Source organism: Pseudomonas sp. EL_65y_Pfl1_R83 (genome assembly GCF_963970695.1).
Lineage (GTDB): Bacteria > Pseudomonadota > Gammaproteobacteria > Pseudomonadales > Pseudomonadaceae > Aquipseudomonas > Aquipseudomonas tritici.
This window is the reverse complement of record NZ_CAXAQI010000008.1, coordinates 148,766-170,528: the sequence shown is the minus strand read 5'-3', so window position 1 is coordinate 170,528 and position 21,763 is coordinate 148,766. Positions and strand designations below refer to the sequence as shown.

Below are 21,763 nucleotides of genomic sequence, written 5' to 3'. Positions count from 1 at the left end.
TCCACGCTTCAGGCGGCAAGTAAAAGCGAACAGCAGCCGGCTCTGACTTGCCGCTTGTAGCTTTGCGCTTGCTACTGCTCCAAACCTATAAAAACAATTATTGGGGCGCCCCGACCACCGGGCTGCCCGAGGTCTCACAGATGTCCAAGTCTGCAACCACTGTTGCCGCTGTTCAGGGTTTGAAAGCGAGTGCAAAAAAACACAGTGACACGGGAAGTCGCTACGTCCAGTTGATGCTGCTGGTGCTGGCCGCCGGGGCGATCTACCCGATCCTGTACCTGCGCCAGGTCTACCAGACGACCATGCTCGAGGTGTTCCAGATCAACCACAGCGAGCTGGGTTATCTGTACTCGATGCTGGGGACGATTTTCTTGCTCAGCTACCTACCGAGTGGCTGGCTGGCGGACCGGATCGCGCCACGGTTTTTGATTTTCTTTTCGCTGGTGGCCACCGGAGCCTTGGGGCTTTGGTACTCCACGGCACCGTCGATGACCAGTTTGATGATCATCTTCGGTTGCTGGGGCCTGACCACCGGCCTGACGTTCTGGGCCTCGGTGCTCAAGCGGGTGAAGATGATTGCACATCACGCTGAACAGGGGCGGTTCTTCGGCATCCTCGACGGCGGTCGCGGCCTGGTCGAAGCGTTGCTCGCAACGGTCGCCCTGGGGCTGTTCGCGTTCGCCACTGAAACCCGTGGCGAGTCCGCCGCTGAAGGTTTCAAGCACGTGATCTACCTGTACGCCTTCACCTGCATCGCCATTGGCTGTGTGCTTGTGTTGATCAAGGACCCGAAGTCGATGCAAGACACTGCGCCAGTGGAGAAGGGCAAGTACAACCTGCTCAGCGACCTGGCGACGTTGGTGAAAATACCGGAGCTGTGGTTGGTGACGACCATCGTCTTCTGCGGTTATCACATCTTTTGGGCCACCTACAGCTTTTCCGATTATTTGCAGGGCGGCGGTATGACGGCGGTCATGGCCGGCACCATCACCACCATCAAATTGTGGATGCGCCCGATTGGCGGTATCGGCGGTGGCTGGCTCGGTGACAAGTTCTCGAACATCTCGGTGCTGATAGTGGCGCTGTTCCTCGCGACGTTGGCGATGGTCGGCCTGATCGTGTTCCCGGCGCTCAACAGCATGGGCCTGCTGATCGGTACGGTGATCTTCATCGGCCTGATGACTTACGCTATTCGCGGTTTGTACTGGGCGATCCTCGACACCTGCAATATTCCGCTGCGCATCACCGGCCTGGCCATCGGCATTGTCTCGGTGGTCGGTTACCTCCCGGACGCCTTCATTCCATTGATCAACGGCTACCTCACCGAGCACTTCCCCGGCGCCGTTGGCTACAAGCTGTATTTCGGCTACATCGCCTCCGTCGGCCTGATCGGGACCCTCGCGGCCCTGACCTTGTGCGCGCGTATCAATCGTCAATCTTCGAATAAAACAGGTGCCTGAGATGAAAATCGTCGCCCTTGAAACTCATATCGTCGCCGTCCCGCCACCGCATATCGGCGGCATGTACTGGCTGTTCGTCAAGCTCAAGACCGATTGCGGCATTGAAGGTGTCGGCGAAATCTATGCTGCGACCTTCGGCCCCAGAGCCATGCTGCCGATCATCGAAGACGTGTTCGAACGCTATCTGCTCAACCACGACCCGCATCACATTGAACGCTTTTTCCGTCAGGCCTATTCGAGCGGTTTTACCCAGCGTCCGGACTTGACCATGATGGGCGTGGTCAGCGGTCTGGAGATGGCCTGCTGGGACATCATCGGCAAAGCGGCGAACAAACCGGTGTATGAACTGTTGGGCGGCAAGGTCAACGAGCGTCTGCGTTCCTACACCTACCTTTATCCCGTCAACAGCAAGGGCGAATACGACTACGACGACCCGGACCTGGCTGCCGAATGCGCCATCAAGAACATGAACAAAGGCTTCACCGCCGTGAAGTTCGACCCGGCGGGGCCCTACACCGCGTACTCCGGGCACCAGATATCGTTGGAAGTACTGGAGCGCTGCGAAACTTTCTGCCGCAAGATCCGCGAAGCGGTGGGCGATAAGTGCGACCTGCTGTTCGGTACCCACGGGCAAATGGTCCCTTCCTCGGCGATTCGCCTGGCCAAGCGCCTGGAGAAGTACGACCCGTTGTGGTTTGAGGAACCGGTGCCACCGGGACAGGAGGAGGCAATGGCGCAAGTCGCGGCCAAGACCACAATCCCGATTGCCACGGGCGAGCGGCTGACCACCAAGTACGAATTCTTCAAGCTGTTGCAGGCCGCTGGTGCGTCGATTCTGCAAATGAACGTCGCCCGATGCGGCGGGCTGCTGGAAGCCAAGAAGATCGCGAGCATGGCCGAGGCCTATTACGCGCAGATCGCGCCACACCTCTATAACGGGCCGATTGGCGCGGCGGCGAGTTTCCAGCTGGCAACCTGCACTCCGAATTTCCTGATCCAGGAAAGCATCATGACCTGGGGTGGTTTTCACGCCGAAGTCCTGACCAAACCACTGCAATGGGAGGACGGCTACATCATCCCATCCACCGAGCCGGGGCTTGGGGTGGAGCTCAACATGGACGTGGTGCGCAGGCATTCGCCATACACCGGCGAGCGTTTGCACCTGCAAATGGCGCCGACGCCGGCAGACGTCAAAGACACATCGCCGGCCAGAGGCTGACGGAATTCCCCGTGGTTCACTTGTGGGAACGGGTGTTTTTTTGGATAACGACTTACGCGGTAACCGTGCATGACATACGACTACATCATCGCTGGCGCAGGCGCTGCAGGCTGCATCCTGGCCAACCGGCTCTCGGCCTGCGGCAAACACACGGTGCTGCTACTGGAAGCGGGCGGCAAGGACAGTTCCCTGTGGTTCAAGATCCCGGTCGGCTTCGCCAAAATGTATTACAACCCGACCTTCAACTGGATGTACTACAGCCAGCCGCAAAAGCAGCTCAACAATCGCGAAATCTATGCCCCGCGCGGTAAGGTCCAAGGCGGTTCGGGCTCGATCAATGCGATGGTCTATGTCCGTGGCCAAGCCCATGACTTCGACGACTGGGCCGCCAACGGCAACGACGGCTGGGGCTTCAAGGACGTGCTGCCGTATTTCCGCAAACTGGAAAACCACCCGCTGGGCGACACCGAATATCACGGCGGCAGCGGCCCGATCAGCATCACTCCGATGAAGGGCCAGACCCATCCGATCTGCGATGTGTTCCTCAAGGGTTGCGACGAACTCGGGTACCCGCATAGTGACGACTTCAACGGACCGAAATTCGAAGGTTCGGGTATCTACGACGTCAACACCAAGGACGGTCAGCGCAGCTCCAGTAGTTTTGCGCATCTGCATCCCGCACTAAGCCGCCCAAACCTGACGGTTGAGCATTACGCACTGGTGGATCGGGTGTTGTTCGAGAACGAGCGGGCCAGCGGCATTTCCGTGACCCAACACGGCGTGGTCCGCACCTTCCAGGCGCGCAAAGAGGTGCTCCTCTGCGCCGGTGCCGTCGACACACCGAAGATTCTGCAGCTATCCGGTGTCGCCGATCAGGCGTTGCTGGCCAGGCACCAGATCCCGCTAGTCAAGCACCTGCCGGCGGTGGGGAAGAACCTTCAGGATCACTTGTGCGTCAGCTACTACTACAAGGCCAACATCCCGACGCTGAATGACCAGCTCGGCTCGCTGTTCGGGCAGTTCAAGCTCGGCCTTAAATACCTGCTGACCCGCAAGGGTGCCTTGGCGATGAGCGTCAACCAGGCCGGTGGTTTCTTCCGTGGCAACGAGTCGCAGGCCAACCCGAACCTGCAACTGTACTTCAATCCGCTGTCGTACCAGATCCCGAAAAACAACAAGGCCAGCCTCAAGCCTGAGCCGTATTCCGGCTTCCTGCTATGTTTCAACCCGTGCCGGCCGACGAGTCGTGGGCATATCGAGATCCAGTCGAATAACCCTCGAGACGCTGCGCTGATCGATCCCAATTACCTGAGTACGCAAAAAGACATCGACGAAGTGATCCAAGGCAGTCGGCTGATGCGCAAAATCATGCAGGCGCCGGCCTTGAAAAGCATCACGGTTGCTGAAGTCCTCCCGGGGCCGGTGGTCGAAAGCGATGAACAGATGCTGCAGTACTTTCGCGAAAACAGCGGTTCGATCTACCACCTGTGCGGCTCGTGCGCGATGGGGGCGGATGTACAGAACTCAGTGGTCGATAAACGGCTTAAAGTCCATGGTCTCGATGGTCTACGCATTGTCGATGCGTCGATTTTTCCCAATGTGACGAGCGGCAATACCCACGCCGCAGTCCTGATGGTGGCGGAGAAGGGCGCCGACCTGATTTTGCAGGACGCCTGATTCGTTGCCATAGTGATTGAAAGCCCGCCGATTTTTTTTGTTTAACCTGAGTATTCGACAATACGAAAGCTGGGATCGATAGTTGTCGAACCCTTGATCCAACTGACCAAGAGGGAACGGTGCTTAACCTTAGACTGGGGGCATCCTTTTTAATCCATCCAAAGTATGCCCTCAGATGTGCCCCCACCGTAGCAATCCACTGGAAGTGAATGGAGCTCCATGGTTTGTGGAAAGGCAGAAATGATCAGGAAAAGACCCTGTCCGACGACACCTAAAGACTCTCAGGGTCGCCAAAAAACATCTGAATCCGCGACCGCAACCAGCGCTCGCCCGGGTCATTATCCTGTGATCCACGCCACGCCATATGCAACTCAAAGCTGCGCACCGGCAATGGCGGGTCTTCCGCACGCAACCCACCCGCCGAGGTCAACGCCTCGGCCGCGTAGTCCGGCACGGTCGCGAGGATGTCCGTGCCCGCGAGCAAGGTGCCCAGGCCGTTGAATTGCGGCACCGCCAATACCACGTGGCGTTTGCGGTCGAGTTTTTCCAGTTCTTCATCAATGAACCCGCTCAAGTCACCGGCAAATGACACCAGCGCGTGGGGGCGGGCGCAGAAGTCGTCCAGGCTCAGCGAACCCGGCACGCTGTCGGCGCGCAGCAGTTTCGGCAGGCTGCGGCGCAATACTTTGCGCTTGGCGTTAGCCGGCAAGTCGGCGGTGTAGCTGACGCCGATGGAGATTTCGCCGGAGGCCAGCAGGCCGGGCATCAGGATGTAATTGACGCGACGCACGACCAGCACGATGCCGGGTGACTCCGCGCGCAAGCGTTTAAGCAGTTGAGGCAGCAGGGCGAACTCGACGTCGTCGGACAGGCCGATGCGGAACACTGCGGTGCTGGTGGCCGGGTCGAATTCAGCGGCGCGGCTGACCGCGGTGGAAATGGAGTCCAGGGCCGGGGAGAGCAGGGCGAAGATTTCTAGCGCTCGGGCCGACGGTTCCATGCTGCGTCCGGTGCGCACGAACAGCGGGTCATCAAACAGCCCGCGCAGGCGTGACAACGCCGCGCTGATGGCTGGCTGGCCGAGGAACAGTTTCTCGGCGGCGCGGGTCACACTGCGCTCATGCATCAAGGTTTCGAATACGATCAAGAGGTTAAGGTCGACACGACGCAGGTCGTTACGGTTCATCTTGTGTCCTGGAAGAGTCAGCTGACTTGACGAGAGCGGGCATATAACAACAATGGCCAGCACGAATCTTACGGGGAAAGGCTGTTACTCTGCACAGGAAAATTGAGTTTTCTTACAAGAGCTGAGGTCTATTCCTCAGACGCTGAATCAATGACAGACATGTCGACTATTAATGGCGACCGGTGGCCTTACCCGTAAAGCCCAGATAGAGTTCATGGCATTAGAGGTTACTTTGACGAGGTTTGCGATGTCCCGCATGATCCGTTTTCACAAGTTTGGTCCGGCCGAGGTGCTCAAATGCGAAGAGCATGCAGCCGCGCAGCCCGCACCCGGCGAAGTGCAGGTGCGTGTCGAAGCGATTGGCATCAGTTGGTATGACATTTTGTGGCGCCAGAACCTGGCGTCTTCCCATGCAAGATTACCGTCCGGTCTTGGCCATGAAATGGCCGGGGTGGTGGTCGCCGTAGGCGATGGCGTGGATGACTTCGCAGTGGGCGATAAAGTCGCCAGTTTTCCGGCCGAGAGCCCCAATGACTACCCGGTGTATGGTGAGCAGATCGTCCTGCCCCGTTCGGCCCTGACCCGGTACCCGGATCTCTTGAGCCCTATTGAAGCGAGCGTGCACTACACGCCGCTGTTGATCGCCTACTTCGCCTACGTGGACTTGGCACGGGTCAAGCCCGGGCAATTTGCCTTGGTGACGGACGCCAGCCACTGCGCCGGTCCATCCTTTGTACAGCTGGGCAAGGCCCTTGGGGTGCGGGTGATTGCCGCTACCAAGGACAGCGCGGAGCGTGAGTATCTGCTGTCGCTCGGTGCGGAAAAGGTCATCGTCACCGAAGAGCAAGACCTGCTGATGCAAATCAACAAGTTCACCGACAACCGCGGTGTCGACGTGGTGTTCGACGGTTTGGGTGGCCCGCAGATGTCCTTGCTCGGTGACGTACTGGCACCCCGTGGCAGCTTGGTGCTGTATGGGTTGCAGGGCGGTAACCAGACGCCCTTCCCGGCGTGCGCGGCGTTCCAGAAGAACATTCAGTTTTTTGTGCACTGCATCGGTAACTTCACTGGCAAACCGGAGCTGGGCATCATTCAGGACCACGTAGCCTTGCAACGGGCGTTGCGCGATATCAACCAACTGACAGCCGACCGCGTGCTGGTGCCGTTGAAAACCACCGTGTTCCCGTTCAATCAGTTCGTGGAAGCGCACCGATACATGGACGAATGCCCGTGCCGCGAGCGTGTTGCGTTGCAGGTTGAAGCTGTTTAGTACGTAGGAAGGTTCTCAAACGCGTCTTCCTGGCACTTGGCGCATGGGGCAAATGCGCCATTTGACAGGGCTTAAACTGTATCCCCCCTTCAGGTGCCTGCTGGCACTTTAACCCCTGAATCCTGACTTTTTCGCTGACGCCGCCCTGAATTCCAGTGCGGCGTCTTTGTGTGCGCGTGAGTTTGGGCTGGCGGTTGCTCATCTGCACTGGTTTTCGCCAGGGTTCTGTATCTATTAATCATTATTCCAGCACTGATAATTGCGTCTTCACTTTCATCTCAAGGACTGAGCAATGATTGAATATCTGACACTACTGTTGCGAGCGCCTGAAACTAATGTCGCGGCGTTCACATGGCATGAGGGAAATAGGTGCGCTCATGAAAAGTTTCGTGCCCATGAGTGGGGAAGTTGGTTGGCGCGCGTGTCGGACAGTTCCTTTAATAGTCGGTTAACGGTGTGTAAGAGCTTGTCGGAAAGTTCCTAGGACTGTGATCGGATTTGTTTTGGCCCAATAGATCCAGAGGTTTACGCGCTTGCAGGTCTTGGGCTTTGCCCTCGGATACTCGTGTCGTTGTGTTGCACGGTGCTAGTGTCTAGTCATCGGCGTACAAGGCTGTGCGCGAATTTCTTACAGACGCAATCGGTCGAGCAAACACTGTCAGCAGTTGCTTGAAACTAATATTTCAACTCAGGTAGTAAAACGATGAGCACTATTCACGAACAAGCTATGAACTATGTTTACCAACAAGTTCTGCAGCGGTTGATCGGGCACTTTACTCGCGCAGAACGCACGGCACTCCAATTGCTGGTCCAGCGAATCGTCGTGGCAGCCGGCGGCATGGAGCAAGTGGGCGGTTACAAGGTGTTGGTGGCGCATGGTGGTGGCGAAGTGAGCAGCTACACCTTGGCGTTGTTGCGTGCCGCGCAGTTGACCATCGCTGGCCGCGCCCCGCGTACCTTTCACTTGAGGGTGGCGACATTGCGGCATGCGGGCATGACCGAGGGCAGGCTCGACAGCCTCGATCAAGGCTATGGCCGCCTGTTTCTGCACGATGATCCAAGGGTTGAGTTACTGATGGTGGATAACCAGGAAGTATTGCTCTTCAACCACCTGCGACCCGCCTCTGTCGTTGGGCGAGAAAGCAGCCAACGCAACAGGTTGATTGTCGGCCATCTGAGTTCCGGTGATTGCCGCGCCACGGTGTGCAGTGACACCTACCTGGCATTGGGGGATTTTTACCAGCGCGTTACCGCTTGGAATGGCGGGGTGCACGCACTGGTCAGCGCAGACTCTCCGCGCAAGCAGAGACAGTTTCTTGCCTGGCTCAAGAACACGGCAGTGGGCTCTGGCATAGCCATGCCTGAGGCCTGGCCGTCGTCGCTGACCGGTCTGTTCGCACGTATGGACGAATGGAGTACCGGTTATTACCGTGATGCATACGGGGAGCATTATGTCGCCAGTGACAACCCCAGCAAGACCGGCCACCGGAACCTGTCCTACATCGGCGTTGCCGATTTGCTGGACAACGTAGACCTCCCATCCTCGCCCATGCTCACCGACTTCATGGCCTTTGCCCCTGATCCGCTGGGGTTTCATTTCAGCCATCCAAGCTATTCCATCCCGCTGCTGATGGCCCATCTGCGTGGGTTGCAGGCTCAATGCTTGCGAGATATGAGCTATGAAGAAGGGGTGCAAGGCTTTATCCAACAGGCAGCACACTTCTTGAGTCGCATGAACATGCCCGAGGCGTTACTCACGCAGGCGGGGACGCGTGAAGGGCGCAGCCAGTCGAGCACTCACGCCCAGCAGTTCTTCGGCCTGGACGAGACTCAATTGATTTGCCTGCTGTTTTCGCCGTTTATCCATCATGGCGAACGCCTGGAAGGCTATTTGCGCCAGTGCCATCCCGGCATGCTGGTTGCTTTGCCCGAGCTGCACAAGGTCCTGCAGGGCAAGCCGTGCGCTGAGATGTTGCAGCAATGGGTCACCGACACCAGCGGCTTGCCAATGCCCTTGCTGCAGCACCTCTATCGCAAACGTCCGTTGGTCAACGCGGGCGGCAAATTGCGCAGTGCGGGTGCCACGGGCTATGACAGCGCGCAGGCCTGTCAATTGTCCGGGCAATGATACTGCGCGGCGAACGGCGGGCGGATTTCGCGTATCAGGCGGTTTACCGCTACATGATCAACCTGATTAACGACGTCAGTACCGACGCGCGGGTAAAGCTGCCGTCCCTGCGGCAATTGGCGGGGCGCCTGAACGTGTCGATCTCGACCGTCCAGTACGCCTACTCGCTGCTTGAGAAGGAGGGCAGGGTCTATTCGGTGGCCAAGTCGGGCTATTACGCCTGGCCTATGTCGGCAAACCCGCTGGCGTGGGCCGCTGGCGACCTGCTCGATCGGCTTTACGCAGCGGCTCGCCGCCCGGGCATGGTGGTGCTCAGTGGCGATGAACCTGCGTTGCTGGTGTCGCTGGATAGCAACCTGTTGCGCCTGGAGCGGGAGTTGGTACGCCAATACCCGCAACATCTGCAACCCTGGGCCCAGCCCTGCGGTGTCTGGGAACTGCGCGCAGCGCTGGCGGCGCGTTATACCTCTTCGCCCACTCGCTGTTGGCATGCCGATGACGTCTACATCGGTGCCGACCTGCGCGGTGTACTGGACATCCTCGTCGAAGTCTTGGACCTGAGGGGGACGACGGTAATTGTGGAATCACCCTGCGACTGGCTGGTCTTGCGCCTTCTCCAGGATGCCGGGGTACGTATTATCGAGTTGCCCTGGACGCTGCAGGGGCGTCTGGACCTGGTGACTCTTGACCAATTGTTGTGCGATGAGCCGGTGCACCTGGTGTTGCTGTCGTCGGCAGTCAGCCTGCCGGCAGGTGTGGCTATGCCGACCCAGGACCGCCTGGCCGTTGCGCAAATGCTCGATCAGTACGGTTGCTGGCTGTTGGAAAACGACACCTATGGCGAATTGGGGTTTACAGAACCGCAGGCAGCCTTGCGCGAACTGGTGAACCCCGAGCGACTGATGGTGTTTTCCTCTTTCGAGAAAGTCCTTGGGTCGGAAGCCCCTTATGGTTATCTGCTGTCTCGGCGCAAGAGCAGTGAATTGCAGCGCCAGTTCCTGCTGCGTTCCTTTCGGTTGTCGTCGATTCGCCAGCGCGCGATTGCCCGTCTTTATCAAAGCGGGCGCATCGACCAGCACCTGCGCACACTGCACCTGCAGTTGCGCCAGCAGGCAGAGGAAATGCGTCACCGCCTGGAGCAGCATCTGGGAGACCAAGTGGCCTACCGCGCGCCAACTGCCGGGGCGACGTTTTGGTTGGGCTCCACAAAGCCTGTGGATATGCGCCAGGTGTTCCAGCGCCTGCTCGCCCAGCAGGTAGTGATTGCGCCCGGCGAGTTGTTTAGTGTCAGTGGCCTGCATCAACAGAACCTGCGCTTGAGCTACGCCTTTCACGGGCAACCCGACCTGGATATCGCCCTGGCTGCTATAAGCGACGCACTGCATCAGGCACAGACCGGTTGATTGCGTGAAGTTTCTCTTATTGTTGTAGGATCGATAACGTCGCGCAGCAGTCCAACTCTCAGTAAACTGCCATTTTTTCCAAATCCTTCTTTCCGAGGTTTATGCATGACAATCAGTCCTTTTGCGGGCAAGCCGGCGCCAGCCCAGTTGCTGGTGGATATCCCGCGACTGGTTACGGCCTACTACACCGGCCAGCCTGATGCAGCAATCTCCACCCAACGTGTGGCTTTCGGGACCTCCGGGCACCGGGGCAGCTCATTCGAATTGAGCTTCAACGAATGGCATGTGCTCGCCATCAGCCAAGCCATCTGCCTCTATCGTGAAGCCCAGGGTATCAACGGCCCATTGTTTGTCGGCCTCGACACCCACGCGCTGTCGACGCCCGCCGGTGCCAGCGCGCTGGAAGTGCTGGCTGCCAATGGCGTGCACGTGATGCTGGCCGAAGGCGATGAGTACACGCCGACCCCGGCAATCTCCCACGCGATCATCTGCTACAACCGTGGCCGCACCAGCGGCCTGGCCGACGGCATCGTCATCACGCCGTCGCACAATCCGCCGCAGAGCGGCGGCTATAAGTACAACCCGCCCAACGGCGGCCCGGCTGATACGCACGTCACCAAGTGGATCGAAGCCAAGGCCAATGAACTGTTGGCCAACAAACTGGCCGGGGTCAAGCGCATCACCCATGCACAGGCGCTCAAAGCCGACACCACCCATCGCCATGACTACCTCAACAGCTATGTGGCTGACCTGGTCAATGTGATCGACATGGACGCCATCCGCAGCGCCGATCTGCGCCTGGGTGTGGACCCGCTGGGCGGAGCAGGGGTGCGCTACTGGTCGGCGATTGCCGAGCACTACCGCCTGAACCTGGACGTGGTGAACACTGAAGTCGACTCGACTTTCCGCTTCATGAGCGTCGACTGGGACGGTCAGATCCGCATGGACCCGTCCTCCAGCTACGCGATGCAAGGTCTGATCGGTCTCAAGGATCGCTTTGATGTGGCCTTCGCCTGCGACCCGGACCACGACCGCCACGGCATCGTCACGCCGTCCGGTGGCCTGTTGGCACCGAACAATTACCTGGCAGTGTCCATCGATTACCTGTTCCAGAACCGTCCTGACTGGCGCGCTGACGCAGCCGTGGGCAAGACCGTGGTCAGCAGCGGCCTGATTGATCGCGTGGCTGCACGTATTGTCCGTCGCCTGTACGAAGTGCCGGTCGGCTTCAAGTGGTTTGCTGATGGACTGTTCGACGGTTCGTTGGGCTTTGGCGGCGAAGAAAGCGCTGGCGCTTCGTTCCTGCGCAAGGATGGCAGCGTATGGAGCACTGACAAGGACGGTTTGATCCCGGCGCTGCTGGCCGCGGAGATGACCTCGCGCAAAGGCCAGGACCCAAGCCAGATCTACCGCGGCCTGACCGACGCCCTGGGCGAGCCGTTTGCGATTCGCGTGGATGCCAAGGCCACGCCGGCGCAGAAAGCCTTGCTCGGCAAGCTGTCACCGGACCAAGTGATGTCGACTGAATTGGCCGGGGAACACATTCAGCAGATCCTTAGCCACGCACCGGGTAACAACCAGGCGATCGGCGGCTTGAAGGTGATGACCGAAAACGGCTGGTTTGCTGCACGGCCATCGGGCACTGAGGACATTTACAAGATCTACGCCGAGAGCTTTATTGGCGAAGATCACCTCAAACAGTTGGTGGAAGAAGCGCAGGTATTGGTAGACGGCGCCATCTCCGAGTAACACTTACAAAACCCAATGTGGGAGCGGGCAGGCCCGCTCCCACATTTGGACAGCGTCAGGCCAGATCGACCAAGACAATTTCACAGTCTTCGATGGCGATAACACGTAACACCTGCTCATCCTCTACCGCAATGCCGTCACGAGCGTGCGCACGCAAACCATTGACCTCAATCACTCCGGTCGCAGGCACCAGATAAGCGCGTCGACCGCTGTCCAACCGGTATTCAGCGCTTTCCCCAGCCTTCAGATTCGCCGCAACGAGCCGCGCATCCGCCCGAATACGCAGGCTTTCGCTATCACCGGTCTTGCCACTGGCCAGCGTTACAAATCCTTCGCGATCACCTTTCGGAAACGGCTTGGCTCCCCAGGAAGGCGGCAATCCGGCTTCATTCGGGATAATCCAGATCTGGAAAATCTTGGTCGGCGTATCTTCCAGGTTGTACTCGCTGTGAGCGATCCCGGTGCCCGCACTCATGACCTGTACATCACCCGCTTCGGTGCGGCCTTTGTTGCCGAGGTTGTCGGCATGGCTGATCGCACCTTCGCGCACATAGGTGATGATTTCCATATCGCGGTGTGGGTGCTGCGGGAACCCGGTCCCCGGCGCGATGATGTCGTCGTTCCACACCCGCAGGTTGCCCCAGTGGATGCGGTTGGGGTCGTGGTACTCGGCAAATGAAAAGTGGTGATGAGCGTCGAGCCAGCCGTGGTGGGCGCCGCCCAAGGAAGTGAAAGGTCGAAGTTCAAGCATGATCGTCTCCTGTGGATGCGCTTATGATCCTGCAGCTCATGATCGATAAAAAGCGTAAAAAATGCCTGACTCCTATCGATTTACTTGATTGCTTAGTGGCGTTTTGACTTTCAGTTCATCGCCTAACTGCATGACTGCAAAGCAATTGGCTGGAACTGAGCGTCGATTCCGGCGACCATGGGGCCTTATGTAAACACCTTGTTCACCGCAGGAGTCCGCGTGTCGCAACAACCGCCTGATTTGCCCCCCGAACTGCGCCCTCTGGCTGAAATGCCTTGGTTGAAACGCCTGGCCGCGCGCCTGTTTGGCCATGGTTTGACTCGCCTGCGCGCCCAGCACCGGTATTCATGGCTGCACGGTCAGGCCGACGGTTTTCGCAGCGGGCATGAAGCGGGTGTGGAATATGGCTATCGCGAGGGCAAGGCTGATGGCCTCGAGGAAGGTCGGCAAGTGCTGCTGATTCGCGACTTCCGCCCGGACGAGCACCGTGCGCCGGGAGTTGATGACAGTCTGTTTGATGACTGGCGCCTGCCGCTCACCGCCGAGTTGAAAAAGCGCATCAAAGCTGATGTTGCGCGATTGTTGCCGGCTCACGCCCAGCCCAGCGCGGCGCAATGGAAGATGATTTTCAGCGATACACCGTCCACCTCGGTGATTGCCGGTGCCGGTGCCGGCAAATCAACCTCCTTGGTACTGCGTATTTTGCTGCTCACCCATTACCTGGGCTTCGAGCTGAGCTCAATGACGGTGGTGACCTTCACCCGTGAGTCGCGCAAAGACTTCATCAACAAGCTCATGGAAGTTCTTAGCCTATGGGGCCAACCCCTTGTTATTAAAGAAGCTCAAGCCGTGGTGCGCACCTTTCACTCGCGCATCCTGCCGATGGTGCGCAGCTTGCCGGGCTTTGAGCGCCTTCAAGCGTTCGAGAACCTGAACTCGGGCGTCGAAGACGCTGACAGCAACCCCTTCGACCTGCGTATCAACGAAGCCCAGCGCCAGCAGATGAATGCCTGCTATCACCGGCTGCACGGGCAGCACGCGCGTTTTCGTGAGCTGATTGCGCCCCTCGCGCGCCACGGGCTGCAGCTCAAAGAGTTGGAACGGGATCATCCGGATGTGCAAAAGCGCATGGCCGTGACCGAGTTGGCGGCCAAGCGCGATGAAGAACTCTGCGACGCCATCGAGGACCTGTGGTTCCGTGCGGGCGCCTGGCCGATCAAAGGCATTGAGCCCAATCGGCAGACTGTGGAAATTAATGGCGCGCAATTTCACTGCCATGGCTATATCCGCGAGCTAGACGCTTGGGTGGTACTGGGCTTTGATTCACGGGAAAACGCCCAGCTCAGCCGGCCCAACGCAAAGTTGTCACTGCGCGCAGAATGGGCCGTTAAGCGCACACTGTTTCAAGCTTTCTGCCGTAAGCCTCTGATATGGCTCGATAGTTATGAATCATCAAAGCGGCTTTTATGCAGCTTGGCCGGTGATGCCACTGCCGGGCCAGGCTTTGATTACAAGGTTAAAGGCGAATTGGCTTCGGCGCCGTTGCTGGACAGTTTCGTGATGGCTGCCGGGTTCATCGAGAACCTGGGCCTGGACGTACCGACTGCGGTTGGGCAGATGAGCTTCGCCAAGGATGACCCGGACCGGTTTTTCTTCGAAGCCTTGAGTATCTTCTGGAAAGCCCTGGAAGATCACCTGCTGGACCAGTCGCCACCGATCATGACCTACAACCGCATGTTCTCGCTGTTTGGCGAAAATACGCCGGAAAACCTCAAGCTGCTCAGCGACACGCTGTTGCGGCCCTTGTCGCATTTGATGATCGATGAATTCCAGGACGTTTCGCCGCAAATTGTCTCGTGGATCCGCGCCAGCCTGCGCGAGATCCGCAGCCGTGGCCCGGCCATGCACGTCGGGCGTGGCGCCCAGCGCTCATCGCTGCTGTGCGTGGGGGATGACTGGCAGTCGATCTACGGTTGGCGCGGGAGTTCGCCCAAATACTTCATGGCGTTCAACAACGAATTCCCTTCACCGGCCACCACCCGCGTGATGTTGGGTGAGAACTACCGCAGCCATCAGCACATCATCGACGCGGCCGAGCATATCGTGCGCGCCGCGCCGGCGATCCCCGGCAAGAAGGCCAAGGCCAGTGGCGCGCCCAAGGCGCTGGTGCCGGTCAAGGTGCTGGAACGGGACGATGCGGCATTGGGGCGGGTGTTGCAGGAGCACTACCAGAAGGGTGATTCGGTGTTGATGCTGTATCGAAAAGGTAGCGATAAGCTCTTGATTCAAGAACATATTCAGTCTGTGGTTAACGTGGATTCTAGCTTGCCGTCGCCGATGCGCAGGTTGAAGCAACTGACCTATCACAGTGCCAAAGGCTTGCAGGCTGATGCGGTATTTCTGCTTGGGGATTGCCAGCATGTCACAAGCTCGCCTTACAAGAACCAGGTGTACCGCATGGCGGGCCTGGGTAAGGACGGTGACAGCGAGCCGTATGACAATGCGCAAAAAGACGAGGTGCTGCGCTTGGCCTACGTGGGCATTACCCGGGCTGTAAGCCATTGCTATTGGTACGTGGAAAAGCCCGAAGGCCAGGCGGTGAATGTGCCCAAGGCGTCGGAGCGGGTGGACGGCAAGAAAGCGTTTTTTGACGATCAACGCAGTTAGGCTTGCAAATACCTAATGTGGGAGCTGGCTTGCCTGCGATGGCGATGAATCAGTCGACATTTGCAGTGACTGATACACCGCTATCGCAGGCAAGCCAGCTCCCACCCTTTGATCTTCACTGGCTGAAAGAATGTGTTCAGGCCCGCAATGACTGCGGCGGCACAAACGACTCCAGCTCATCCTCCACCGCTTCGATAATCCGCTCCACATCCGCCGCATTCATCACCGTTGCACAGGGGATGCCGGCGATGGCTATCAGCGTCTCGCCGCTGGCGCGGTCGAACAGGCGGACGATCATGCTGCCGGGCGCGTCCATGCTGCCCTCGAAACCCATCGGATGAAAATGCCAGCGCATCAGCTGGCAGGCGTTGGGGAACGTCACTTTATTCATATTGCCCACCTTGTTCATTGAGCGCTTCCTTTAGCTCGCCGCAGGAGGGCCAAGTCCTTCACTGGTCTTGGCGTTGAAGCACTAAAAATAGCATTCGTTCGCAACTGCGAGGTGACTTTTTTTGCCCCGTTCGGCAGTTGTTTTCCAGTCGCTTGATGTGGGTCATGTCCTACTTGAAATTGGGCAAAAGGCCATTAGTCAGAAGTTCCAATTGACCATTGAAGGCCCCCGCAAAATTCGGCACTCTCCACGGTTTACCCGCCGCCGAGCCTGCCATGCCAGACATCGCTGCAGACGATGACACCCAGCAATCCCAGGTCACACGTGAGCTGGTGTTGCGCCACCACCTGTGTTGGCGCCATCGGGATCTTGAGGGCGTGATGTCCTACTACCACCCGGACATCCAGTACCACGATTTTTTCCAGAACCGTGTCGTCGGTTTCGCTGAGTTGCGCGAATACCTGCAAGCCAGCATGCCACGCGAGGCTGACGAGGCGATTGAGCATACCGACCGTATTCGCGCCGAGGGTGACACTGCGTTCATCCAGTACCGCATCACCTTGCGCGGCGGCCAGGGGCTGGTGTCGTTCCGCACCAGCGAGGCCATCACCGTTCGGGATGGGTTGATCTGGCGGGTCCACGAGTACGCTTCCCTGGTGCATGAGCAGCCGGCCCAGGCCGCGCGGCCTTCGGTCAGCCGTCTGGGCCTGTCGCCGCAGCAATTGGGGCACATGGCCAATGACCTGCAGCACTATTTTGAGCGCAAGCAACCCTACCTGGACCCGGAGCTGGACCTGCAGCGGGTTTCCAAGGAGTGTGGCTACAGCCGTAATCAGATTTCCTACCTGCTGAACCAGGTGCTGGGGCAGAGCTTCTACCGCTACGTCAACCAGGCAAGGCTCCAGCATTTGCTGGCCGCGCTGGATAACGCCGTACCGCCGATCAAGGTCGACGACCTGGCGTTTGCCGCCGGTTTCAATTCGCTGTCGGCGTTTTACAGCGCGTTCCGCCAGCACACGGGCCAGTCGCCCAAAGCCTACGTCAAACAAATTTCCCTGCGTGCACGCGCGCAAGACAGCCCCTGACAGCGCGCTCTAGGATCCACCTATCGAAACGAGGTAGGGGAACCTGGCATGCCGGCATGGCGCAACATCAGTTTATGGATGGACCAGTTGGACGACCCGCTGCAAGCGCAGCCGGCGCTGGCGCATGACCTGGACGTCAACGTGGCCATTATCGGCGCCGGTTACACCGGGCTGTGGACCGCGTATTACCTGAAACGCCAGGCCCCCGAGCTGAACATCGCCATTATCGAGGCGCAAACCGCCGGGTTCGGCGCCTCCGGTCGCAATGGCGGTTGGCTGATGGGCAACCTGCTGGGTGAAGACCGTTTGTTGGCCGGCCTTGATCCCGAACAGCGCCGCGCCTCCTTTGACCTGTTACACGCCATCCCGGATGAAGTGGCCCAGGTGCTGGCGCGTGAAGGTATCGACTGCGATTACCGCAAGGGCGGCGCCCTGTACTGCGCTGCGCGTTACCCCGAGCAGGAAGGCAGCCTGCGCCGCTACCTGGACAAACTCCACGCCCAAGGCCTGACCGAAGCCGACTACCGCTGGCTCAGCCCGCAACAATTGGCTGAACAGGTCCGCATCGCCAAGCCCTATGGCGGTATCTATGCGCCTCACGTCGCAACCATCAACCCCGCGAAGCTCGTGCGCGGTCTGGCGCGGGTGGTTGAAAGCATGGGCGTGACGATCTACGAAAACACCCCGGTCACCCACTGGCAGTCCGGCAGCCTGCGCACCGCCAAGGCGGCTGTTCGGGCGGCCTGGGTGGTGCCAGCGGTAGAAGGTTATGCCACGACCTTGCCGCCACTGGGCCGTTACCAATTGCCGGTGCAAAGCCTGATCGTCGCCACTGAGCCGTTGCCGGCCAGTACCTGGGACGAAATCGGCCTGAGCCATGGCCAAGCCTTCGGCGAAAGCAGCCGCCAAGTCACCTACGGCCAGCGCACGGCGGATAACCGTTTGGTGTTTGGCGCGCGGGGCGGTTATCAGTTCGCCGGCAAACTGCGGCACGACTTCGATTTGACCGACAGCGAAGTGGAGCTGCGTCGCTACCTGTTCGGTGAGCTTTTCCCACAGCTCAAGAACGTCAGGATTACCCATTCCTGGGGCGGAAACCTGGGGATGTCGCGCAACTTCCGTCCGCACATGCTCTGCGACCACAAGACCGGCATCGCGCTGTCCGGCGGTTATGGCGGGGAGGGCGTCGGCGCCACCAACCTGGGTGGCCGCACGCTGGCCGACCTGATCCTGGGCCGGGACACACCGTTGGTCCACCAACCCTGGGTGATCCGCGAGCGTGGCCTGGAGGCGCTCAAGCCCTGGGAGCCCGAGCCCTGCCGCTGGTTGGGCTACAACGCGATCATTCGCAGTTTCGTCCATGAAGACCAGGTGTTGGCCAACCCCAATACCGCCCCTTGGCGCCGCAAGCTGGCGACCGGCGTGGCGGGGTTCATGGAAGGCTTCATGCACTAAGTCGATTCACTCACACGGGAAAACCCATGAGCATCACTCAATTCAAAGACGCGCTGAATGCCCATTTGCCGGACTCGTCACCGGTGGCCGTGCCCTTGGGCGAGCCCATCGCCGTCGCGTCGACCCTCAGCGTTGAGCGCAACGACGGCGTCGAAACCGGCATCTGGGAATGCACCCCGGGCGTGTGGCGTCGACAGATCAAATCCCAGGAGTTTTGCCACTTTATCCAGGGCCGCTGCACCTTCACCCCTGACAACGGTGAAATCGTCCATATAAACGCCGGTGATGCACTGATGTTGCCGGCCAACAGCACAGGTATCTGGGATATCCAGGAAACCGTGCGCAAGACTTACGTATTGATTCTGTAACGCTTTGATCCTTGATCGCCTGCCATAACAACAGCCCTAAAACCGCCAGGAAATCGAACCATGAAAGCCATTGCCCTGTTGCCCTTGATGTTGGTGGCCTCTATCAGCCAGGCCGCCGAGACGGTGAAGATCTACAACTGGTCGGACTACATCGCGCCGGACACCACCAAGAACTTCCAGAAAGAAACCGGCATCGGTTTCACTTACGACGTGTACGACAGCAATGAAACCCTCGACGGCAAGTTGATGACCGGTAAATCCGGCTACGACGTGGTGTTCCCGTCCAACCATTTCATGGCCCGGCAGATCCAGGGCGGCGCGCTGAAGAAGCTCGACAAGAGCCAGTTGCCCAACTGGAAAAACCTTAATCCGGTGCTGCTCAAGGCCTTGGAAAACAATGACCCGGGCAATGCCCATGGCTTTCCGTACCTATGGGGCAGCACCGGCATTGGCTACAACATCGACAAGGTCAAGGCCGTGCTGGGCGACAACGCGCCGGTGGATTCCTGGGACTTGATCTTCAAGCCGGAGAACATGGCCAAGCTGCAGAAATGCGGGGTGGCGATCCTCGACAACGGCCCGGAACTGCTGCCGGCCGCGCTTAATTACTTGGGATTGCCGCACCACAGCAAGAAAGCCGAAGACTACAAGAAGGCTGAAGCGCTGCTGATGAAAGTGCGGCCTTATGTGGCGTACTTCCATTCCTCGAAATACACCGCCGACCTGGCCAACGGCGATATCTGCGTGGCGGTCGGCTTCTCCGGCGACATCCTGCAGGCGGAAAGCCGTGCCAAGGAAGCCAAGAGCGGCGTGAATATCGGCTACAACATTCCCAAGGAAGGTGCTGCGATCTGGTTCGACATGGTCGCCATGCCCGTCGACGCCCCGAACGAAAAAGCCGGTTACGCGTTCATGAACTACCTGCTGCGCCCGGAAGTGATGGCCAGCATCACCAACTACGTGCACTACGCCAACGGTAACGCGGCGGCAGACAGCCTGGTAGACCCGGCAATCAAGGCAGATACCAAGGTGTACCCAAGCCCGGACATGATGGGCAAGTTGTTTGCACTGGAAGCGATGCCGCTGAATATCGACCGGGTGCGTACGCGGGTGTGGAATACCATTCGTACCGGGCGCTGAGTGCTCTTCTCTGGAAAGTGAACGGTTAATATCGATCAGTGTTATCACCGTGGCAGTCGCCGTTTGTGCCCGGGCAAACGGTGACTCAATATCGGTAGAGTCGTGACAAGGTCGCGAATAGATTCAATGGCTATTAAAAGACCGTTGACTAGACTGTCATAGTTGACAGTACCTGGAGGGCAGTAGCAGTGGTTCAATGACTTCGCGGTATAACTTAGCCTTGGAGTATTGAATCATGACAACTGGAACAATGACTGGGAATGTCACCTTGGACGGTGTGAAAAATTCGTTTTCCGCAACCTCCGTTCGCCGTGACATCAATTATGAGTACGATACTGAGAGTATGGCCCTTCGCTTCTTTGGCACTCAGGACACCTCGACAGAGTCGATATGTGTGCAAGTTGCCGTGGGCGACCAAAATACGCAGGGTGGCAAACTCATCCTGGGGGACCTGAAGTTGGTGAGTGTTCTACTGTCCAGTCCCGGCGGCGGTGGGGCGCTCGGAGGCAGGCCGCCGATCCGCTTGACCTCGGGTACTGTCGAACTCAAGAGGGACGATGCGTCTAATAATATTCAAGGTACTATTGTTGCCAGCGGCATTGACGACAAAAAGTCCTATTCTGTAGATTTAAAATTTAATCTAACCGGGACAAACTAATCCTGTTTTTATCTATTCATGTGAATAGGTAGCGCGTTATTTTTATTGAGTCATGTGCCTCTCTAGCGTTGCAAGAAGCTGGAGAGGCATTTTTTTATCAAAAAATGGAATAACTACGGACGCTCAACATTAACGCGGCGGCAGACAGCCTGGTAGACCCGGCGATCAAGGCGGATACCAAGGTGTACCCAAGCCCGGACATGATGGGCAAGTTGTTTGCGCTGGAAGCGATGCCGCTGAATATCGACCGGGTGCGTACGCGGGTGTGGAATACCATTCGTACTGGTAAATAAGCGCAACGCCGCCGCTCCCACATTTTTGACCGCGTACGTCCGGGGTCACGGGTTTTCTAAATCATGCCCCAACGACTGGATAAACAACGAAAACAGCTCCGGCTGTGACGAGATATCCAGCTTGGCGTACAAATGCCGACGGTGCACCTTCACCGTGTCCGGCGATATCTTCAGGCGTTCGGCCATGGCCTTGGAGGAAAACCCGCGCAGCACCAGGCGGGCGATTTCCAGTTCGCGGTCTGACAGCACGCCGCAACCGAACTGGCTCAACGCATCCCGGATCTGGCTGTCCATCGCTGGCGCCCGCTGGGTGCTTTGCTGCCAGTGCTGCTGCATCAACGGCAGTACCCAGGCCGCCACCGTCGTCATCAGCCCGGTTTGCTCAAAACTGAACCGTCGCTGCATGCCCAACGACAGCGACAACGTCCCCGCGCCCGGCAATTGCAGAATGAATTGCACCTCGTCTTCCAGCACGTTGTCGTGGAAGTAATTGAGGAAGTATTCGCTCTGGCGAAAATGGTCCGGTGCCACTTCTTCCAGGCGGTACACGCCGCTGGCATAGCCCTCGCGGCACGCCTGGTAAAACGGATCGAGCAGATACAAACCATTGAGGTACACCAGCATCGACGCCGGTTTGCTGCTGGGCTGGGCGTCGTATTCCTCCAACGCCTGGGGCGGGCCATCCAAGGGGTAGAAGATCGCCAGGGCGTTATCGAAGGGCAGGCACTGGTGCAACAACAGCACCAGTTGTTTCCAAAAGCGTTCGGTGCCGATGTGCGCGACGGTGCGGCCCAGGCCTGCGTGCATGCCGACTTCCCGAAACAGGCTCATATCAATGGCTCCCGCCAGCAAAAGATCGGCCA

The 21,763-nt window shown here is 58.6% G+C and carries 17 protein-coding genes and 1 pseudogene; 14 read left to right on the top strand and 4 right to left on the bottom strand.

Features of this window, described 5'->3' with window-relative positions:
- Positions 1-140: 140 nt before the first annotated feature.
- From AACY08_RS14175 to AACY08_RS14165, 3 genes are all read left to right on the top strand, one after another.
- On the top strand, positions 141-1,460 hold the full coding sequence (locus AACY08_RS14175; protein WP_339469988.1) for an MFS transporter: 1,320 nt from the start codon (positions 141-143) through the stop codon (positions 1,458-1,460).
- Between the two features lies 1 nt (position 1,461).
- Positions 1,462-2,679, top strand: a complete 1,218-nt coding sequence (locus AACY08_RS14170; RefSeq protein ID WP_339469987.1) for a mandelate racemase/muconate lactonizing enzyme family protein — start codon at positions 1,462-1,464, stop codon at positions 2,677-2,679.
- A gap of 69 nt (positions 2,680-2,748) precedes the next feature.
- Positions 2,749-4,356, top strand: a complete 1,608-nt coding sequence (locus AACY08_RS14165; RefSeq protein WP_339469985.1) for a GMC family oxidoreductase — start codon at positions 2,749-2,751, stop codon at positions 4,354-4,356.
- A gap of 271 nt (positions 4,357-4,627) precedes the next feature.
- Here the strand turns inward: AACY08_RS14165 and AACY08_RS14160 are convergent, their stop codons facing one another.
- A complete protein-coding gene (locus AACY08_RS14160) occupies positions 4,628-5,542 on the bottom strand; it encodes a LysR family transcriptional regulator (RefSeq protein ID WP_339469983.1) in 915 nt (304 codons plus the stop codon).
- A gap of 247 nt (positions 5,543-5,789) precedes the next feature.
- Here AACY08_RS14160 and AACY08_RS14155 point away from each other — a divergent pair, with 247 nt between their 5' ends.
- The 4 genes from AACY08_RS14155 to pgm all read left to right on the top strand — a co-directional run bounded on the left by AACY08_RS14155 (position 5,790) and on the right by pgm (position 12,092).
- Entirely contained in the window at positions 5,790-6,812 is a 1,023-nt protein-coding gene (locus AACY08_RS14155; protein ID WP_339469981.1) for a zinc-dependent alcohol dehydrogenase family protein, read from the top strand.
- 703 nt (positions 6,813-7,515) lie between these two features.
- Positions 7,516-8,940: a hypothetical protein gene (locus AACY08_RS14150; RefSeq protein ID WP_339469979.1), complete on the top strand. Its 1,425-nt coding sequence runs from the start codon at positions 7,516-7,518 to the stop codon at positions 8,938-8,940.
- Positions 8,937-10,343, top strand: a complete 1,407-nt coding sequence (locus AACY08_RS14145) for an aminotransferase-like domain-containing protein (RefSeq protein ID WP_339469977.1) — start codon at positions 8,937-8,939, stop codon at positions 10,341-10,343. The genes AACY08_RS14150 and AACY08_RS14145 overlap by 4 nt, the downstream gene beginning before the upstream one ends.
- Before the next feature lie 105 nt (positions 10,344-10,448).
- Positions 10,449-12,092 carry a phosphoglucomutase (alpha-D-glucose-1,6-bisphosphate-dependent) gene (gene pgm, locus AACY08_RS14140; protein ID WP_339469976.1) on the top strand — a complete coding sequence of 548 codons (1,644 nt, stop codon included), beginning with the start codon at positions 10,449-10,451 and terminating at the stop codon, positions 12,090-12,092.
- 55 nt (positions 12,093-12,147) lie between these two features.
- Here pgm and AACY08_RS14135 read toward each other — a convergent pair whose 3' ends face one another.
- The gene (locus AACY08_RS14135) at positions 12,148-12,843 is read right to left on the bottom strand and encodes a pirin family protein (RefSeq protein WP_339469974.1); all 696 of its coding nucleotides are present in this window, start codon (positions 12,841-12,843) and stop codon (positions 12,148-12,150) included.
- Between the two features lie 219 nt (positions 12,844-13,062).
- Here AACY08_RS14135 and AACY08_RS14130 point away from each other — a divergent pair, with 219 nt between their 5' ends.
- A complete protein-coding gene (locus AACY08_RS14130) occupies positions 13,063-15,510 on the top strand; it encodes a UvrD-helicase domain-containing protein (RefSeq protein ID WP_339469973.1) in 2,448 nt (815 codons plus the stop codon).
- A gap of 136 nt (positions 15,511-15,646) precedes the next feature.
- Here AACY08_RS14130 and AACY08_RS14125 read toward each other — a convergent pair whose 3' ends face one another.
- Entirely contained in the window at positions 15,647-15,919 is a 273-nt protein-coding gene (locus AACY08_RS14125; RefSeq protein WP_049708382.1) for a DUF1652 domain-containing protein, read from the bottom strand.
- Positions 15,920-16,176: 257 nt separating this feature from the next.
- On the opposite strand from AACY08_RS14125, the gene AACY08_RS14120 reads away from it, so the two are divergent.
- From AACY08_RS14120 to AACY08_RS14095, 6 genes and pseudogenes are all read left to right on the top strand, one after another.
- Positions 16,177-16,986 (top strand): helix-turn-helix transcriptional regulator, encoded by an 810-nt coding sequence (locus AACY08_RS14120; RefSeq protein WP_339469972.1) that lies wholly within the window; start codon positions 16,177-16,179, stop codon positions 16,984-16,986.
- 48 nt (positions 16,987-17,034) lie between these two features.
- On the top strand, positions 17,035-18,441 hold the full coding sequence (locus tag AACY08_RS14115) for an NAD(P)/FAD-dependent oxidoreductase (protein ID WP_339469971.1): 1,407 nt from the start codon (positions 17,035-17,037) through the stop codon (positions 18,439-18,441).
- 26 nt (positions 18,442-18,467) lie between these two features.
- Complete coding sequence (locus AACY08_RS14110) at positions 18,468-18,809, top strand: cupin domain-containing protein (protein WP_049708379.1); 342 nt, start codon at positions 18,468-18,470, stop codon at positions 18,807-18,809.
- 60 nt (positions 18,810-18,869) lie between these two features.
- On the top strand, positions 18,870-19,949 hold the full coding sequence (locus tag AACY08_RS14105; RefSeq protein ID WP_339469967.1) for a polyamine ABC transporter substrate-binding protein: 1,080 nt from the start codon (positions 18,870-18,872) through the stop codon (positions 19,947-19,949).
- 235 nt (positions 19,950-20,184) lie between these two features.
- A complete protein-coding gene (locus tag AACY08_RS14100) occupies positions 20,185-20,607 on the top strand; it encodes a hypothetical protein (protein WP_339469966.1) in 423 nt (140 codons plus the stop codon).
- Between the two features lie 125 nt (positions 20,608-20,732).
- A pseudogene (locus AACY08_RS14095) lies at positions 20,733-20,900 on the top strand (spermidine/putrescine ABC transporter substrate-binding protein PotF); the annotation flags it as partial.
- A 45-nt stretch (positions 20,901-20,945) separates the two neighbouring features.
- Here AACY08_RS14095 and AACY08_RS14090 read toward each other — a convergent pair.
- Complete coding sequence (locus AACY08_RS14090) at positions 20,946-21,731, bottom strand: helix-turn-helix transcriptional regulator (RefSeq protein ID WP_339469963.1); 786 nt, start codon at positions 21,729-21,731, stop codon at positions 20,946-20,948.
- Positions 21,732-21,763: the final 32 nt, after the last annotated feature.

Bases quoted from the DNA above. Each gene is read 5' to 3' on its own strand.
- AACY08_RS14160 (WP_339469983.1), bottom strand. From the start codon at position 5,542: ATGAACCGTAACGACCTGCGTCGTGTCGACCTTAACCTCTTGATCGTA.
- AACY08_RS14135 (WP_339469974.1), bottom strand. From the start codon at position 12,843: ATGCTTGAACTTCGACCTTTCACTTCCTTGGGCGGCGCCCACCACGGC.
- AACY08_RS14120 (WP_339469972.1), top strand. From the start codon at position 16,177: ATGCCAGACATCGCTGCAGACGATGACACCCAGCAATCCCAGGTCACA.
- AACY08_RS14165 (WP_339469985.1), top strand. From the start codon at position 2,749: ATGACATACGACTACATCATCGCTGGCGCAGGCGCTGCAGGCTGCATC.
- AACY08_RS14115 (WP_339469971.1), top strand. From the start codon at position 17,035: ATGCCGGCATGGCGCAACATCAGTTTATGGATGGACCAGTTGGACGAC.
- AACY08_RS14150 (WP_339469979.1), top strand. From the start codon at position 7,516: ATGAGCACTATTCACGAACAAGCTATGAACTATGTTTACCAACAAGTT.
- AACY08_RS14145 (WP_339469977.1), top strand. From the start codon at position 8,937: ATGATACTGCGCGGCGAACGGCGGGCGGATTTCGCGTATCAGGCGGTT.
- AACY08_RS14110 (WP_049708379.1), top strand. From the start codon at position 18,468: ATGAGCATCACTCAATTCAAAGACGCGCTGAATGCCCATTTGCCGGAC.
- AACY08_RS14105 (WP_339469967.1), top strand. From the start codon at position 18,870: ATGAAAGCCATTGCCCTGTTGCCCTTGATGTTGGTGGCCTCTATCAGC.
- AACY08_RS14125 (WP_049708382.1), bottom strand. From the start codon at position 15,919: ATGAACAAGGTGGGCAATATGAATAAAGTGACGTTCCCCAACGCCTGC.
- AACY08_RS14100 (WP_339469966.1), top strand. From the start codon at position 20,185: ATGACAACTGGAACAATGACTGGGAATGTCACCTTGGACGGTGTGAAA.
- pgm (WP_339469976.1), top strand. From the start codon at position 10,449: ATGACAATCAGTCCTTTTGCGGGCAAGCCGGCGCCAGCCCAGTTGCTG.
- AACY08_RS14155 (WP_339469981.1), top strand. From the start codon at position 5,790: ATGTCCCGCATGATCCGTTTTCACAAGTTTGGTCCGGCCGAGGTGCTC.
- AACY08_RS14175 (WP_339469988.1), top strand. From the start codon at position 141: ATGTCCAAGTCTGCAACCACTGTTGCCGCTGTTCAGGGTTTGAAAGCG.
- AACY08_RS14090 (WP_339469963.1), bottom strand. From the start codon at position 21,731: ATGAGCCTGTTTCGGGAAGTCGGCATGCACGCAGGCCTGGGCCGCACC.
- AACY08_RS14170 (WP_339469987.1), top strand. From the start codon at position 1,462: ATGAAAATCGTCGCCCTTGAAACTCATATCGTCGCCGTCCCGCCACCG.